This is a genomic window from Streptomyces sp. NPDC053493 (assembly GCF_044544825.1).
Lineage (GTDB): Bacteria > Actinomycetota > Actinomycetes > Streptomycetales > Streptomycetaceae > Streptomyces.
Genome location: NZ_JBITXS010000009.1, coordinates 55,885 through 71,408, shown reverse-complemented (window position 1 = coordinate 71,408; position 15,524 = coordinate 55,885). Strand labels below are relative to the sequence as shown.

At 73.2% G+C, this 15,524-nt stretch carries 11 protein-coding genes; 2 read left to right on the top strand and 9 right to left on the bottom strand.

Translation table 11 applies throughout. The features are described 5' to 3' along the window. Nucleotides 1–55: 55 nt before the first annotated feature. The 3 genes from ACIGO8_RS24425 to ACIGO8_RS24415 all read right to left on the bottom strand — a co-directional run bounded on the left by ACIGO8_RS24425 (nt 56) and on the right by ACIGO8_RS24415 (nt 4,152). On the bottom strand, nt 56–766 hold the full coding sequence (locus tag ACIGO8_RS24425) for a GNAT family N-acetyltransferase (RefSeq protein WP_399734445.1): 711 nt from the start codon (nt 764–766) through the stop codon (nt 56–58). A gap of 64 nt (nt 767–830) precedes the next feature. After that, on the bottom strand, nt 831–2,684 hold the full coding sequence (locus ACIGO8_RS24420) for an IucA/IucC family protein (RefSeq protein WP_399734443.1): 1,854 nt from the start codon (nt 2,682–2,684) through the stop codon (nt 831–833). A 52-nt stretch (nt 2,685–2,736) separates the two neighbouring features. Beyond that, nucleotides 2,737–4,152, bottom strand: coding sequence for a diaminobutyrate--2-oxoglutarate transaminase family protein (locus tag ACIGO8_RS24415; RefSeq protein WP_399734441.1), 1,416 nt, complete (start codon nt 4,150–4,152; stop codon nt 2,737–2,739). A gap of 323 nt (nt 4,153–4,475) precedes the next feature. Here ACIGO8_RS24415 and ACIGO8_RS24410 point away from each other — a divergent pair, with 323 nt between their 5' ends. Together ACIGO8_RS24410 and ACIGO8_RS24405 are read left to right on the top strand one after the other, a co-directional pair. After that, a complete protein-coding gene (locus tag ACIGO8_RS24410) occupies nt 4,476–5,654 on the top strand; it encodes a trypsin-like serine peptidase (protein ID WP_399734438.1) in 1,179 nt (392 codons plus the stop codon). A gap of 150 nt (nt 5,655–5,804) precedes the next feature. Beyond that, nucleotides 5,805–6,995, top strand: coding sequence for a trypsin-like serine peptidase (locus ACIGO8_RS24405; RefSeq protein ID WP_399734435.1), 1,191 nt, complete (start codon nt 5,805–5,807; stop codon nt 6,993–6,995). 129 nt (nt 6,996–7,124) lie between these two features. Here the strand turns inward: ACIGO8_RS24405 and hflX are convergent, their stop codons facing one another. From hflX to miaA, 6 genes are all read right to left on the bottom strand, one after another. Continuing rightward, a complete protein-coding gene (gene hflX, locus ACIGO8_RS24400) occupies nt 7,125–8,621 on the bottom strand; it encodes a GTPase HflX (RefSeq protein ID WP_399734432.1) in 1,497 nt (498 codons plus the stop codon). A 121-nt stretch (nt 8,622–8,742) separates the two neighbouring features. Further along, nucleotides 8,743–10,275 carry a M1 family metallopeptidase gene (locus ACIGO8_RS24395; RefSeq protein ID WP_399734429.1) on the bottom strand — a complete coding sequence of 511 codons (1,533 nt, stop codon included), beginning with the start codon at nt 10,273–10,275 and terminating at the stop codon, nt 8,743–8,745. Nucleotides 10,276–10,495: 220 nt separating this feature from the next. Next, nucleotides 10,496–12,724: a RelA/SpoT family protein gene (locus ACIGO8_RS24390; protein ID WP_399734426.1), complete on the bottom strand. Its 2,229-nt coding sequence runs from the start codon at nt 12,722–12,724 to the stop codon at nt 10,496–10,498. A 140-nt stretch (nt 12,725–12,864) separates the two neighbouring features. After that, nucleotides 12,865–13,764 (bottom strand): diaminopimelate epimerase, encoded by a 900-nt coding sequence (dapF, locus tag ACIGO8_RS24385; protein ID WP_399734423.1) that lies wholly within the window; start codon nt 13,762–13,764, stop codon nt 12,865–12,867. 184 nt (nt 13,765–13,948) lie between these two features. Continuing rightward, on the bottom strand, nt 13,949–14,413 hold the full coding sequence (locus ACIGO8_RS24380; RefSeq protein ID WP_399735059.1) for a hypothetical protein: 465 nt from the start codon (nt 14,411–14,413) through the stop codon (nt 13,949–13,951). Nucleotides 14,414–14,521: 108 nt separating this feature from the next. After that, nucleotides 14,522–15,460: a tRNA (adenosine(37)-N6)-dimethylallyltransferase MiaA gene (gene miaA / locus ACIGO8_RS24375; protein ID WP_399734420.1), complete on the bottom strand. Its 939-nt coding sequence runs from the start codon at nt 15,458–15,460 to the stop codon at nt 14,522–14,524. Between the last annotated feature and the right edge of the window lie 64 nt (nt 15,461–15,524).

The following is a 15,524-nucleotide window of genomic DNA, read 5'->3' as shown; positions in this document are numbered from 1 at the left end:
CTCCTCGGGGTGGGAACCGCTGTGGGTCGAGCGGTGTATGTAAGGCAGAGGGTGTTCACAGAACGTGACGCAGGGCCCGGTCGCGGACCATGAGCGCCGCTCGTTTGTCGGGCAGGTCGACTTCCGCGGAGAGGCGGAAGCCGGCGGCGAGGAACGCGGATACGGAAGGGGTGTTGCGCAGGTCGGGTTCGGCGAGGACCCGGGTGCACCGGGGCCGGTGGTCGAGGACGAGGTCGGCGACGGCCCGCAGGAGCGTGGTGCCGAGGCCGCGGCCGCGGTCGGCGACGCCTCCGATGAGGAGGTGGATGCCGGTGTCGTGCGGGCGCGCGGGGTAGTGACGGGCGAGCGGGTCGAGGTCGGCGCGGTAGATCTCGAAGTAGCTCATGGGCGTGGAGTCGAGGACGCCGAGGCAGGGCACGCTGCGGCCGTCGCCGTCGAGTTGGGCGCGGATGTGGTCGGCGGTGACGCTCTCGGGGCCCTGGAGCTCCCAGAAGGCGGCCACGGCCGGGTCGTTCATCCAGCGGGTGACGAGCGGCAGGTCGCGGTCGAGGCGGACGGGGACGAGTTGGAAGCGGCCGGCCGGTGTGGTGGCCGGCTGCCAGGAGGGGAGGTCGTCGAGGAGGTCGCCGTCGGTGTCCGGTCGCTGCTCGGCCGGGGTGAGGAGGGCGAGGAGTTCCTCGGGCAGGTGGAGGTCGAGGGTGTCGTCGGCGTCCGGGTCGGCACCGGGTGGGTTCGCGATGCCGGGCTGCGCTTCGGTGGGAGGCACGGAGGTGCTCTCCTCTCGGCGGGTCGGTGGTGGGCGGTGTGCGGTGTGCGGGGACAGCGGTGAGTCAGGCGCGGAGGGGGTTGGTGATGGTGACGTAGACGGACTGGGTGTCGACCGGGCCGACGAGTTCGTCGAGGCCGTGCAGCCGGGTGAGGAGGTTGGCCTTGCAGCGCAGGGTCGCGGCCTCCAGGAGCCGATGGGGCAGCGGGGAGCCGAGACCCGTCGCGGTGGTGAGGAACCGGCGCAGGGCGGCGAGCAGGACGCGTTCGTCGGCGAGGTGCTGGGAGCCGAAGGCGCCGATGAGGCCGAGGACGTTGTTGATGCCGAGGTAGTAGGCGAAGCGTTCGTCGGTGACCTGGTCGGAGACGAAGGTGTCGCTGACCGCGCCGATGCCGGGGAGGCGGGCCTCCAGCTCGTCGCGGCGGGATTCGCGGAAGTAGTAGCCCTGGTTGTCGCGGTAGCGGCCGCCGGCGGGCCATCCCTCGGGGTCGAGGAGGACCAGGGTGTTCTGCTGGTGGGCTTCCAGGGCGACGCCGGCGTGGCCGTCGAGCCAGAGGACGGGGCGGACCACGAGGTCGAGGTAGCGCAGGAACCACTCGGCGGCGACGGCCGTGGTGGGTCGGCCGGTGCGGGCGGCGAGCCGGAGGATCAGTTCGGCGAGGCGTGAGCGCATCCGGGGAGAGCCGGGCCAGGGGCGCGGGGAGGTGAGCGAGGCGAGGCAGACGGCGTCGTCGCCGGTGGTGAAGGGGTTGTGCCGGATCATGACGTCGAGTCCGGGGACGGGCCGGCCGTCGGCGGTGTCGACGGCGATCCAGGCCGGGTCGCGGACGATGTCGAAGCTCGGGTGGGCGGCCTGCCACTGGTCGACGAGGCCGGTGCGCAGGAGGCGGTGGACCTCGACGCCGCGGTGGAGTTCCTTGCGGAGGTTCTCCCGGCGGGAGTTGGTGATCCGTACGCCGAGGGAGAGCTTGAGCATGGCCCGGGCGCCGGGGCGGTGCACGGTGCGGACGGAGGAGGTGGGGTGCCAGGGCGAGCCGTGGGGGCCGAGGTCGTGGAGGAGGCCGGCGTCGAGGAGCGCGGCGACGGCGGGCCGGTGGCGCAGTTCGCGGGCCTGCCAGGGGTGGAGGGGCAGGGCGGTGGTGCCGGCGGGGAGTGCGAGGCCCTGGGCGAGTCCGGCGGTGAGCTGGGCGGCGGCGACGGCGCGGCCTTGTTCGGTCCAGGCCGAGTCGGTGGCGAGGACGGAGGGGTCGACGGCCATCCAATGGAGAGGGAAGGAGCCGTGCAACTCGGGTGAGTAGAGGCGGGCTTCGGCGTCGGAGAGTCCTTCGCGGCTCTTGGGCGTGGGGTGGAGCGGGTGGCCGAGCAGCAGCGACTGCTCGGCGGTGAGGAAGAGGTCGGCCTCGGGCCGGGGCCGGGGATCGCGGCGGCGCTCGGCGATGAAGTCGGCGGTGCGGCGGGCGGAGTCGGCGACGCGGCCGACGAGTTCGGTGCCTTCGGGGCGGCCGGTCTCGCGGCTGAGCAGGGCGGCGACGGTGACGGCGTCGACGGACGGGGCGGTGGCCGGGAGGCCTTCGAGGGCGGGGGCGCCGAAGCGGTGCCAGCCGGTGGGCGACCAGTGGCGGACGGGGACGAGGAGGGCGGTGCCGCTGGCGTCGAGCGGGATGCGGAGGGGGCCGGTGCCGTCCGGTGCGGGCAGGTTCTTCTCCCGTACCCAGCAGCGCAGCAGGTTCTCGACGGCGGCGCTGTCGGCGGCCCGGGCGGGGTCGGGGTCGTCCAGCGGGTCGGGCGCGGGGGCCTCGGCGAGTGCCGTGGCGGCGGGGCCGGTGTGGGACGCCTGGTACTGGCGGGGCACCGTGGGTTCGGCGGTGAGGGGGCCGGTGGCGGGGCTTTCGGGGGCAGGGGCGGGGGTGGGGTTCACGGGGGCTTCCTTGGGAGGGGGGAAGGGGCCGGGCGGGGTCGGTTGTCCGGGTTCAGGGGGACGGCTCGGACGGTCGGGGCGTGGGGTCCCGTTCGGCGGCGGCCAGGGCGTCGGCGAAGCGGTCGAGGACGGCGTTCGCCTGCTCGTCGGTGAGGGTGAGCGGGGGCAGCAGGCGGACCACCGCGTTGTGCCGGCCGCCCAGTTCGACGATGAGGCCGCGGTCGAGGCAGTGGCGCTGGACGGCGCGGGCGAGGTCGGGGTCGGGCGGCGGGACGAGGTCGTCCGGGCCGGTGGCCTCGGGGTCGACGAGTTCGATGCCGATCATCAGGCCGCGGCCGCGGACGTCGCCGATGCGCGGGTCGGCGGCGGCGAGGCCCTGGAGCTGTCCGAGCATGCGGGCGCCGAGGGTGCCGGCCCGTTCGGCGAGCTTGTTCTCCCGTACGTAGGCGAGGGTGGCGCGGCCCGCGGCCATGGCGAGCTGGTTGCCGCGGAAGGTGCCGGCGTGGGCGCCGGGTTCCCAGGCGTCGAGCGAAGAACGGTAGACGACGACGGCGAGCGGGAGGGAGCCGCCGATGGCCTTGGACAGGACCATCACATCGGGAACGACGCCGCTGTGTTCGACGGCCCAGAAGGCGCCGGTGCGGCCGACGCCGGTCTGGACCTCGTCGGCGATCAGTGGGATGGAGCGGTCGACGGTGATCTTCCGCATGCGGCGCATCCAGCCGTCCGGGGCGGGGATGACGCCGCCCTCGCCCTGGACGGGTTCGAGGATCATCCCGGCGGGCGCGGGGATGCCGCTCTTGGGGTCGTCGAGGGCGTTCTCGGTCCAGCGGGCGGCGAGTTCGGCGCCCCGGTCGCCGCCGATGCCGAAGGGGCAGCGGTAGTCCCTGGGGTAGGGAAGGCGGGCGACGCGGACGTCGTCGGCGCCGCCGGAGACGTCGAGGGCGCCGGCCGTCATGCCGTGGTAGGCGCCGCTGAAGGCGAGGACGCCGCGCCGGCCGGTGGCGGTGCGGACGAGTTTGAGGGCGGCTTCCACGGCGTCGGTGCCGGCGGGCCCGCAGAACTGGATGCGGGCGTCGGCGGCGAGTTCGGCCGGCAGGGTGGCGAACAGCTCGGTGACGAAGGCGTCCTTGACCGGCGTGGCCAGGTCCAGGACGTGCAGGGGCGCGCCCGAGTCGAGGACCTTGCGGACGGCCTCCAGGACGACGGGATGGTTGTGGCCGAGGGCCAGGGTCCCGGCGCCGGAGAGGCAGTCCAGATAGCGGCGGCCGTCGGCGCCCTCGATCGTGAGGCCCCGGGCCCGGACGGGGACGATCGGCAGCGAGCGCGCGTAGGTGCGGGCGGCGGACTCGCGTTGCGCCTGGCGGCGCAGGATGCCGTCCTGGACGCCCCCTTCGACGGTCGTGCGATGGTCCTCGCAGGTCCGCGCGGCCGCCGCTACGGCCGGAGCTGGTTCGGTCACGGCCACGCTCGGTGTCCTCCCGCTGTAACGGTTGCGTTGCACATCGGTACGTTGCAGGACCGCCCCGCGGACGGTCCTGAAGGTTGCCGGTGAATCCCCCGTACGTACCAACGACGGGGTTTGCCGGGGATCACGGGCGGCGGCCAAGTTCCTTGGCGTGTCCCGGATCACGGCACGGCAACGGCCCGCCGGTGCCGGAACCGCGGCCCTGCCTCCTGCCGTCCCCTCCGGCACCGGCATAGTGGGGGCTTCACGCGGCGCGGGGTTCCGTGCCGCCGCTGTTCACTGATGCAAGACAAAAGTTGACGTAGTCCCAGGGGGATCACGAGATGCGATCGATTCGTCCGCTGCTGGCCGCAGCGTCCGCCGTCGCGGCGTTGACGCTGACGGCGACCGCCTGCGGTCCGACCGAGGACAACGCGGGGGGTGACAAGCCCAGCGCCTCCGTGACCCCGTCCACGGGCGGCAAGATCACGATTCCCGAGGACCTGAAGAAGCGTCTGAAGGACCACGGCATAGACGTGGACAAGTGGCGCGGCGGCGAGTGGAAGAACTGGGACAGGGACAAGTGGCTGCGGGAGGCCAAGGACTTCGTCAACCCGATCATCGAGGACCTCTGGGACCCGGACCGGATGCGGGACGCCGAGCGCCCCGACAAGCCGGTCGAGGAGGAGGACATCTCGGGTGACAAGGGCGTGACCGACCCGACGCCGTCGCCGGTGAGGGCGAAGCCCGTGGAGCCTCCGTACCACTCGACGGAGCCCGCCTCCGGCAAGGTCTTCTTCGACGGGCCCGAGGGTTCGATGGTCTGCTCGGCGACGGTCGTGCGGGACCCGGCGCACCCGGGCCGGTCCAACATGGTCTGGACGGCCGGGCACTGCGTGCACGCCGGCAAGAAGGGCGGCTGGTACCGCAACATCGCCTTCGTCCCGTCGTACAACGACGCGGGCAGGTCGACCTCGGCGCTGGAGAACGCGACGCGCGAGGAGATCGCGCCGTACGGCGTGTGGTGGAGCGACTGGGCGCAGACCTCCCAGCAGTGGATCGACCAGGGCGGCCAGACCGGCGGCAAGGGCGCGCCGTACGACTTCGCGGTGCTGCACGTGACGCCGGAGAAGGGCGGCAACGGCAAGTCCCTGGAGGAGACGGTCGGTTCCGCGCTCCCGGTGGACTTCAACGCCCCGGCGGTCCCGAAGATCGCGAGTATGACGGCGACCGGTTTCCCGGCGGGCAAGCCGTTCGACGGCCAGAAGATGTACCAGTGCGCGGACAAGCCGGGCCGGTTGTCGGTGAAGGCCGACCAGCCGACGATGTACCGGATCGGCTGCACCATGACCGGCGGTTCGTCAGGCGGCGGCTGGGTGGCCACGGGCAAGGACGGCAAGCCGGCGCTGGTGTCGAACACCTCGATCGGTCCGGTGTCGGCCGGCTGGCTGGCCGGTCCGCGGCTCGGCGCCGACGCGAAGGCGCTCTTCGACGGCGTGAGCAAGAAGTACGCGAACCAGTAAGGGCCTTGGCAGGCGTGGGCGGGACCCGAGCGGTCCCGCCCGCGCCCGTGCGGGCATACTGTGCAACCGCTAGTGACGCGTCCATGGCAATCCTTGACGAGGCCTGTCGGCCGGCCGGACGCGCGAAACATCCCAGGGGGACATCACTTCATGCGTTCCATACGACTCCTGCCCGCCGTCTCCGGCGTGGCGGCGGCGCTCGCGCTCGCGCTGACCGCCACCGCCTGCGGTCCGACGGAGACGCCGGCGGCCGACAAGCCGGCCGGCACGACCGCCGACGCGAGCCCCGCCGACGCCGGCTCCGGCTCGGACGCCGGCTCCGGTTCGGCTCTGCCGAAGGACCTCGCCGACAAGCTGAAGAAGCACGGCGTCGACATCGACAAGTGGAAGAACGGCGACTGGAAGAACTGGGACAAGGACACCTGGCTCCGTGAGGCCGAGGACTTCGTCAACCCGGTGATCGACGGCCTGTGGAACCCGGAGCGGATGCAGTCCGCCAAGAGTCCCGACCAGACCATCACCGCGCAGGCCGGCACCGGCGGCACCGACCCGACGCCCCGGCCCGTGACCGCGCAGCGCGAGAAGACGCCGTACCACCGCTACGCGGCCCCGGTCGGCAAGATCTTCTTCGACGCCCCGGAAGGCCACATGGTCTGCTCCGGCACCATCGTGAAGGACCCGCGCCACCCCGGGAAGTCCAACCTGGTGTGGACCGCCGGTCACTGCGTGCACGCGGGCAAGCGGGGCGGCTGGTACCGCAACATCATGTTCGCGCCGGCCTTCAACGACCTGGGCAAGTCGCCCGCCGCGCTGCGCAACGCCCAGCCGCACGAGGTCTACCCCTACGGCCAGTACTGGGCCGACTGGGTCGTGACCTCCGGTGACTGGATCCAGAGCGGCGGCACCAACCAGGCCTGGCCGTACGACTACGCCATCCTGCACGTCCAGCCGCAGCAGGGCCGCAAGTCCCTGGAGGAGACGGTGGGCGTGGCCCTGCCGGTCGACTTCTCCGCGCCGCAGCCCGCCCAGGCCGGCACCGTCGGCGCCTGGGGCTACCCGGCCGCGCCGCCGTACAACGGCATGATCATGCACAAGTGCCTCGACCGCCCCACCCGCCTGACCACGGCCCCGGCCACGCCGGTGATGTACCGGATCGGCTGCACCATGACCGGCGGTTCCTCGGGCGGCGGCTGGTTCCGCGTGCTGCCGAACGGCACCACGGCGCTCGTGTCGAACACCTCGATCGGCCCGGCCGGCAGCAACGGCTGGCTGGCCGGCCCTCAGCTGGGCAAGGGCGCCAAGGCGGCCCACGAGATGATCAGCAAGAAGTTCGCCCGCTGATCCACCGCTCCGGCGACCGGCGGTGACTCGCAAAGGCGCCGGCCGTGACACGAAAAGGCGCCGGCCGTCTCCCTCACGGGAGGCGGCCGGCGCCTTCGTCGTTCCGGCCCGGGCCGAGCCGGGCGGGCGTCAGTGCGCGGCGGGGACGAACGGCGCGAGCAGCGCCGCCAGTTCCTCGTGCACCCGGCCCTTGAGCAGCGTGCCCTCCGGGGTGTGCTCCTCGGAGATCACCTCGCCCTCGGCGTGCACCCGCGAGACCAGGCCGCCCTGCGTGTACGGCACGAGGACCTCGATCTCGACCTGCGGCCGCGGCAGCTCGGCGTCGATCAGCGCGAGCAGCTCCTCGATGCCCACACCCGACCGGGCGGAGACCGCGAGCGAGTGCTTCTCCGTCCGCAGCAGACGCTGGAGCACCAGCGGATCCGCCGCGTCCGCCTTGTTGATCACCACGATCTCCGGCACGTCCATCGCGCCGACGTCGCGGAACACCTCGCGCACCGCCGCCAGCTGCTCCTCCGGAGCCGGGTGCGAGCCGTCGACCACGTGCAGGATGAGATCGGCGTCGCCGACCTCCTCCATCGTGGAGCGGAACGCCTCGACCAGGTGGTGCGGCAGATGGCGGACGAAGCCGACGGTGTCGGCCAGGGTGTACACCCGGCCGGTCGGCGTCTCGGCCCGCCGGACGGTCGGGTCGAGTGTGGCGAACAGCGCGTTCTCCACCAGCACGCCCGCGCCCGTGAGGCGGTTGAGCAGGGACGACTTGCCGGCGTTGGTGTATCCGGCGATGGCGACCGACGGCACCTTGTGGCGGCGCCGCTCCTGCCGCTTGATGTCGCGGCCGGTCTTCATCTCCGCGATCTCCCGGCGCATCTTCGCCATCTTCTCGCGGATCCGGCGCCGGTCCGTCTCGATCTTGGTCTCACCGGGACCACGGGTGGCCATGCCGCCACCGCCGCCGCCACCCATCTGACGGGAGAGCGACTGACCCCAGCCGCGCAGGCGCGGCAGCATGTACTGCATCTGCGCCAGGGCGACCTGCGCCTTGCCCTCTCGGGACTTGGCGTGCTGGGCGAAGATGTCGAGGATGAGGGCGGTCCGGTCGACCACCTTCACCTTGACGACGTCCTCGAGGGCGATCAGCTGGCCGGGGCTAAGCTCACCGTCGCACACGACGGTGTCGGCGCCGGTCTCGAGCACGATGTCCCGCAGCTCCTGCGCCTTGCCCGAGCCGATGAAGGTGGCCGGGTCCGGCTTGTCGCGGCGCTGGATCACGCCGTCGAGCACCAGGGCACCCGCCGTCTCGGCGAGGGCCGCGAGCTCCGCGAGGGAGTTCTCCGCGTCCTGCACCGTCCCCGAGGTCCACACACCGACCAGCACGACGCGCTCGAGGCGCAGCTGCCGGTACTCGACCTCGGTGACGTCCTCGAGCTCGGTGGAGAGGCCCGCGACACGGCGCAGAGCCGCACGCTCGGAGCGATCGAACTGCTCGCCGTCCCGCTCTCCGTCGATCTCGAAGCTCCAGGCGACGTCCTCTTCCATCAGGGCATCGGCCCGAAGGCTCTCGGTGCGGCTCGTCTCCGCGAAGCTCTGCTGCTTGTCCTGGGAAGAAGATGAAGAGGAGGTCATTTGATCCTTACGTCGAAGAAAAGTCCGTTACGGCAATCACAACGTGTGACGCCCGGAAGTAATTCCCGGGGCCCGGCCGCGCCGCCGACCAGAAGATGGTGTCACGGCCGGGCCGGGCCCGTCACCCCGGTTTCGCCGCGCCCGCCGCGGTCCGCCCGGCGGCGGGCGACCGCCAGTCGGGGTGCCCGGGCATGGGCGGCGTCCTCTCGGCGTAGAGCCAGTCGGCGAAGAAGCGGGTCAGGTCGCGGCCGGAGACCTCGGCCGCCAGGGCCGTGAAGTCCGCGGTGGAGGCCGTGCCGTCCCGGTGCTCGCTCACCCACCTGCGCTCCAGCCGCTCGAAGGCCTCGGCGCCGATCTCGTGGCGGAGCGCGTACAGCACCAGCGCGGCCCCGTCGTAGACGACGGGGCGGAAGAGGCTGATCTTCTGTCCGGGCTCCGGCGGCTTCGGCGCGGCCGGCGGGCCGCCGTCCGCCCGCCACCGGTCGGAGGCGCCGTAGGCGGCCTTCATGCGCTGCTCCAGGGTCGGGCCGCCCTTCTCCTCCGCGTAGAGCGTCTCGTACCAGGTGGCGTGCCCCTCGTTGAGCCACAGGTCGGACCAGGCGCGCGGCGAGACGCTGTCGCCGAACCACTGGTGGGCCAGTTCGTGCAGCATGACGGAGTCGACGTACCACTCCGGGTAACCGGGCTCGGTGAACAAGCCGCGCTCGAAGAGCGAGAGCGTCTGCGTCTCCAGCTCGAAGCCGGTGTCGGCGTCGGAGATCAGGACGCCGTAGTTCTCGAACGGGTACGGGCCGAGCCGGCTCTCCAGCCACTCCAGGTGACCGGGAGTGCGCCGCAGCCACGGCTCCAGGACCTCCCGGTCGGCGGTCCGCACGACGTCCCGTACGGGCAGATCGTGCGGGCCCTTGCGGTGCACGACGGTGGACGTGCCGATGGAGACCTGGGCGAGCTCGGTGGCCATCGGGTGGACGGTGCGATAGGTCCAGGTCGTGGTGTCGCCGTCCCGGACCCGGCTCTCGCGCAGACCGTTGGCGACGGCGGTCAGCGTGCTGGGGGCGGTGATCCGGAAGGTGAAGTACGCCTTGTCGGACGGGTGGTCGTTGGACGGGAAGACCCGGTGGGCCGCGTCGGCTTGGTTGGCCATGGCGAGTCCGTCGCTGGTGCGGACCCAGCCGCCGGAGTCCTCCGGCCCGCTCGGGTCGCTGGTGTGGTCGACGGTGATCTCCAGCGCCTCGCCCTCGGCGACCGGCCGGGCCGGGGTGATCACCAGGTCCTCGCCGCTGCTGGTCCACTCGGCCGGCTCGCCGTCGACGGTGACGGCGGACACCGTGCCGTGGGTGAAGTCGAGGTTGATCCGGTCCAGGTCGGCGGTGGCCAGCGCCTCGATCCGGGTGACGCCGGCGAGCGGGGCGGTGTTGCGGCCGGGGTAGGTCAGGCCGATGTCGTACGTCAGGACGTCGTAGCCGGGATTGCCGAGCTGCGGGAAGAGCGGGTCGCCGATGCCCAGCGGCGTGGGCGCGGAGGCGGGCAGCGTGGCGGCGACGAGGCCCGCGGAGAGGGCGACGAGCACGGCGGAGCGCAGCCTGTGCGATCGGGCGCCGCGCGCGCGGGGCGACGGATTCGGGGTGCGGCTGGCGTGGGAGGGGAGCGGCATGGGCTACCGCTACCAGGGCGCGAACCGCCGCCCCGGGCGACGCGCGCGCCCGCCACTCGAAGGGGTCACGGGCGGCTTCGGATCCAGGATCCAAGACCTTGGATCCTGGACCTTGGATCCGGGATATCGGATCCGAGGTCCCGGCCCCGGGCTCGCGCCTTCGGATCCTGGATCCAATATCCGGGGTCGGAATCCGGGATACCGGATATTGGATCCCGGATCACAGCTCCGGTGACGCCGGGTGCCGGGCCCGGCCCACGTCGTACACGCCCGGCACGTCCCGCATGGCCTTCATCAGGGCGGGCAGGCCCGCCGCGTCGGGGAGTTGGAGGGTGTACGTGTGGCGGACCCGCTGCTCGCTGGGCGGCGCGACGGTGGCGGAGACGACGGCGGCGCCCTCGGCGGCGATGGCCTCGGTGAGGTCGGCGAGCAGCCCGGGCCGGCCGAAGGACTCGGCGACGAGCGTGACGCGGCATTCGGCGGTGTCGCCCCAGTGCACGGTGACCGGTGTGCGGCCGAGCCGTCGCATGGTGTCGACGGTGGCGCAGCCGGTGCGGTGGACGGTGACGGCACCGCCGCGGACGACGAATCCGGTGATCTCGTCGGGCGGTACGGGAGTGCAGCACCCTGCCGGCCGGACCGCCGCCGCCCCGGTGCCCGCCCCGGCGCCGGCACCTCCGGAGCCTTCCGGACCGTCGGGAAGTTCGGCGCGCAGCCGGGTGCCCGAGCGCCGGTCGGCGGTGACGCTGGCCGGCGGGCGCGGAGCCGCGGCGGGCGCCTTGGCGGCCTCCGGATGCGCCTGGAGCCAGCCGGTGATGGCGATCCGCGCGGCGGGAGTACGGGCGTGGTCGAGCCACTCCGGCGAGGGCCCGGAGGCGGCGTCCTGGGCGAGCAGCAGCTGGACGGTGTCGCCGTCGTGGAGGACGGTGCTGAGCGGCGCGAGCCGGCCGTTGACCCGCGCCCCGAGACAGCCGTGGGCGGCCTCTCCGTGCTGGGCGTACGCGGCGTCGACGCAGGTGGCACCGGCGGGCAGGCTGATCGCGGTCGTGGCGCCGCCGTCCGTGCGGAAGACGGTGATCTCCTGGTCCTGGGCGAGGTCGGCGCGCAGCGAGCTCCAGAAGGTGTCCGGGTCGGGAGTGGACTGCTGCCAGTCGAGGAGCCGGGAGAGCCAGCCGGGCCGGGTCGGGTCGACGCGCTCGCCGTCTCCCGCACTCTCGGTGCCTTCGCCGGGCTCGCCGCCCTCGCCGCCCTCGCCTGCCTCGGGACCGTCGGGCGCCGCCGCGTACGGGTTGCCGAGGGCGACGACGCCGGCCTCGGCGACCCGGTGCATCCGGTGGGTGCGGATGAGGACTTCCGCGACGGCCCCGTCGGGCGCGGCGACGGCGGTGTGCAGCGACTGGTAGAGGTTGAACTTGGGCGCGGCGATGAAGTCCTTGAACTCGGAGATCACCGGCGTGAAGCAGGTGTGCAGCTCGCCGAGGACGGCGTAGCAGTCGGCGTCCTCGGCGACCAGGACGAGGATCCGTCCGAAGTCGCTGCCGCGCAGTTCGCCGCGCTTGCGGCGGACCCGGTGGACGGACACGAAGTGCCTTGGCCGGACGAGGACTTCCGCTCCGATGCCGGCCTCGCGCAGCACGCCGGAGACCTGGTCGGCGATGGCGGCGAGGGCGTCGGGCGCGTCCGGGTTCGCGGCGATGAGGGCGCGGGTCGTCTCGTACTCCTCGGGATGGAGGATGGCGAAGACCAGGTCCTCCAGCTCGGTCTTGAGCGCCTGGACGCCGAGGCGCTCGGCGAGCGGGATGAGGACGTCGCGGGTGACCTTGGCGATGCGGGCCTGTTTCTCGGGGCGCATCACGCCGAGGGTGCGCATGTTGTGCAGCCGGTCGGCGAGTTTGATCGACATGACCCGGACGTCGCTGCCGGTGGCGACGAGCATCTTGCGGAAGGTCTCGGGCTCGGCCGCCGCGCCGTAGTCGACCTTCTCCAGCTTGGTCACGCCGTCGACGAGATAGGCGACCTCGTCGCCGAACTCCGCTCGGACCTGGTCGAGCGTCACCTCGGTGTCCTCGACGGTGTCGTGGAGCAGCGAGGCGGTCAGGGTCGTGGTCTCGGCGCCGAGTTCGGCGAGGATCAGGGTGACCGCGAGCGGGTGCGTGATGTACGGCTCGCCGCTCTTGCGGAACTGGCCGCGGTGCGAGGACTCGGCGAGGACGTAGGCCCGGCGCAGCACGGCCAGGTCGGCGTCGGGATGATGGGCGCGGTGGGCCTCGGCGACGTGCCCGATGGCGTCGGGCAGCCGGTCGCGTACGGCGGGCCCCGCGGTGGCGCCGAGCAGCGCGGCCCGGCCCAGCCGGCGCAGGTCGATCCTCGGGCGGGCTCGTCTGCGGCCGGGAGCGTCGGGGCCGGTGGCCCCGGCCTCGCTCACGGGATTGGTGGCCTCTGCGCTCATGGGGGCACCTCCGGCGGCGTCGACCGGCGGTGGCCGGGCAGGCGTGCCCGGCGGGCCGGTGCTTGATGCTACCGACCCCACCACGCAGGGCAGTCCCGCTCGCGCCGAGCGCGAACCGGATCACCCATTCGAGGGACGAATCAGTCGTTGACGGTTTCGAATCCGGCGGTTTCGCCGAGCCAGGCCGGGTCGACGGTGCCCTCGGCGACGATCACGGCCGGGCCGGTCATCTCGATCTCGCCGTCGGGGTGCTCGGTGATGGTGAGGGTGCCGCCGAGGACGTCGACCGTGTACGTGACCGGGGTGCCGGTCTCGGCCGGGTCGACGCCGTCGCGGCGGGCGGTGGCGACGGCGACCGCGCACGCGCCCGTGCCGCAGGAACGGGTCTCGGAGGCGCCGCGCTCGTGGACGCGCATGGCGACGTGGCGGGGACCGCGGTCGGCGACGAACTCGATGTTGACGCCGTCCGGGTAGACCGCGGCCGGCTCGTAGGGCGGCTCGGTGAACAGGGTGCCGGCGTGGTCGAGGGACTCGACGAAGGCGACCGCGTGCGGATTGCCCATGTTCACGTTACGGGCGGGCCAGCTGCGGCCGTCGACGGTCACGGTGACTCCGGCCTCGGGCAGCAGGGCCCTGCCCATGCGGACGGTCACGGAGCCGTCCTTGTCGAGGTGGACGCGCTTGACGCCGCCGCGGGTGGCGACGGCGACCTCGCCGGCCGTGACGTGGCCGGCGTGCTGCAGATAGCGCGCGAAGACCCGTACGCCGTTTCCGCACATCTCGGCCACGGAGCCGTCCGCGTTGCGGTAGTCCATGAACCACTCGGCCTCGTCGGCCATCTCCCGCGCCTCGGGATGCGCGGCACTGCGCACCACGTGCAGCACGCCGTCCCCGCCGATCCCGGCCCGCCGGTCGCAGAGCCGGACGACGGCGGCCGGAGGCAGGTCGACGGCGTTGTCCGGGTCGGGGACGATCACGAAGTCGTTCTCGGTGCCGTGGCCCTTGAGGAAGGCGAGGGGCGAGGTCTGCGTGCTGGTCACGGGATCAACTGTACGGGTCGGCTACGACAGGGGCCGCGACGGTCCACGGAGCGGTACGGGGCGGGACGGGGGCGGTACGGGGCGGGGCCGGGGCGGTACGGGGCCGGGGGCGGCCGCAAACCGGCGCGGGCTGCGGCGGACCGGCCGGCCGACCGGGCACGCCTCCTGCCCGGGGCCCGGGCCGTCAGCGGAGGCGGGCCACCCGCCAGACCGCCAGGACCACCAGGAGGGCGCTGAAGGCGACGTACAGGGCGAGGACGCGCCAGTTCGGGCGGGCGCCGGAGCCGCGGGCGGGAAGGCCGGGCCAGGTGTGGCCGACGCGGCGGGCGGCCATCATGCCCCAGCCGGCCGCGCAGGAGCTGATCAGCAGGCCCAGCATGGCGACGACGGCGCCGCCGTCGCCCGAGCCGAAGGCGAGCGGGAAGGCGAACATCAGGGAGCCGACGGCCGCGAGCGCCACGATGGGAGCGAGCTGCCAGATCCTGAGGCGGCGCTGCGGGCGCAGTTCCACCTCGACTTCCGCCGCGTCCACCTCGACGGCGCTGCCTTCGGCCTGATCCGGGCCGTCCGGCGTCAGACCGGGCGCCTCACCGGGGACTTCGCCCCGGACGGCGCCCTGCTGCTCGGTGTCGCGAGGGCCGGCCTCCATCGCCACGCGCCCTCCCAACTCGGACTCCACTTGGTCGATCGATGCTCGATGATGGCACGCCGCCGACCCCCTGAATGACGGGCATGACGTCCCGATGCCATCACGTGATCAGGCTGTGACCGCTCGTTCGACCAACGCCAGCGCCCGTCGCGGGAGTTCCCCGCGGTCCGCGGCGGCGCCGCTGAGCCAGTGCACCCGCGGGTCGCGCCGGAACCAGGAGTCCTGACGGCGCGCGAAGCGCTTGGTGGCGCGCACGGTCTCGGCGCGCGCCTCGTCCTCGGTGCACTCCCCCGCGAGCGCGGCGAGCACCTGCTGGTACCCGAGCGCGCGGGCGGCCGTGCGCCCCTCGCGCAGCCCGACGGCCTCCAGGGCGCGCACCTCGTCGACCAGTCCGGCCTCCCACATGCGGTCCACCCGGGTGGCGATCCGCTCGTCGAGCTCCGGGCGGGCGACGTCGACGCCGATCTGGACGGTGTCGTAGACGGAGTCGTGGCCGGGAAGGTTGGCCGTGAACGGCTTGCCGGTGATCTCGATGACCTCGAGGGCCCGGACGATGCGCCGGCCGTTGCTGGGCAGGATCGCGCGGGCGGCCTCGGGGTCGGCGGCGGCGAGACGAGCGTGCAGGACGCCGGAGCCGCGCTCCTCCAGCTCGGCCTCCAGGCGGGCCCGGACCTCCGGGTCGGTGCCGGGGAAGTCGAGGACGTCGATCGCGCCCCGCACGTAGAGCCCGGAACCGCCCACCAGGATCGGGCTGCGGCCCTCGGCGAGCAGCCGGTCGATCTCGGCGCGGGCGAGCCGCTGGTACTCGGCGACGCTGGCGGCCTCGGTCACGTCCCAGATGTCCAGGAGGTGGTGCGGGACGCCGCCGCGCTCCTCCAGCGTCAGTTTGGCGGTGCCGATGTCCATCCCTCGGTAGAGCTGCATCGAATCGGCGTTGACGACCTCGCCGCCCAGCTGCTGGGCGAGGAAAACGCCCAGATCGGACTTTCCGGCCGCTGTGGGGCCGACGACGGCGATGACCCGCGGGGCGGGAGCTGCACTTCTCACCGCCCCAGTCTCGCAAACCTCACGGCGCGTCCCCGAATGAGCGACGTGACGGCCCTCGTCCGGC

Bases quoted from the DNA above. Each gene is read 5' to 3' on its own strand.
- ACIGO8_RS24410 (WP_399734438.1), top strand. From the start codon at position 4,476: ATGCGATCGATTCGTCCGCTGCTGGCCGCAGCGTCCGCCGTCGCGGCG.
- ACIGO8_RS24405 (WP_399734435.1), top strand. From the start codon at position 5,805: ATGCGTTCCATACGACTCCTGCCCGCCGTCTCCGGCGTGGCGGCGGCG.
- hflX (WP_399734432.1), bottom strand. From the start codon at position 8,621: ATGACCTCCTCTTCATCTTCTTCCCAGGACAAGCAGCAGAGCTTCGCG.
- ACIGO8_RS24395 (WP_399734429.1), bottom strand. From the start codon at position 10,275: ATGCCGCTCCCCTCCCACGCCAGCCGCACCCCGAATCCGTCGCCCCGC.
- ACIGO8_RS24390 (WP_399734426.1), bottom strand. From the start codon at position 12,724: ATGAGCGCAGAGGCCACCAATCCCGTGAGCGAGGCCGGGGCCACCGGC.
- ACIGO8_RS24380 (WP_399735059.1), bottom strand. From the start codon at position 14,413: ATGGAGGCCGGCCCTCGCGACACCGAGCAGCAGGGCGCCGTCCGGGGC.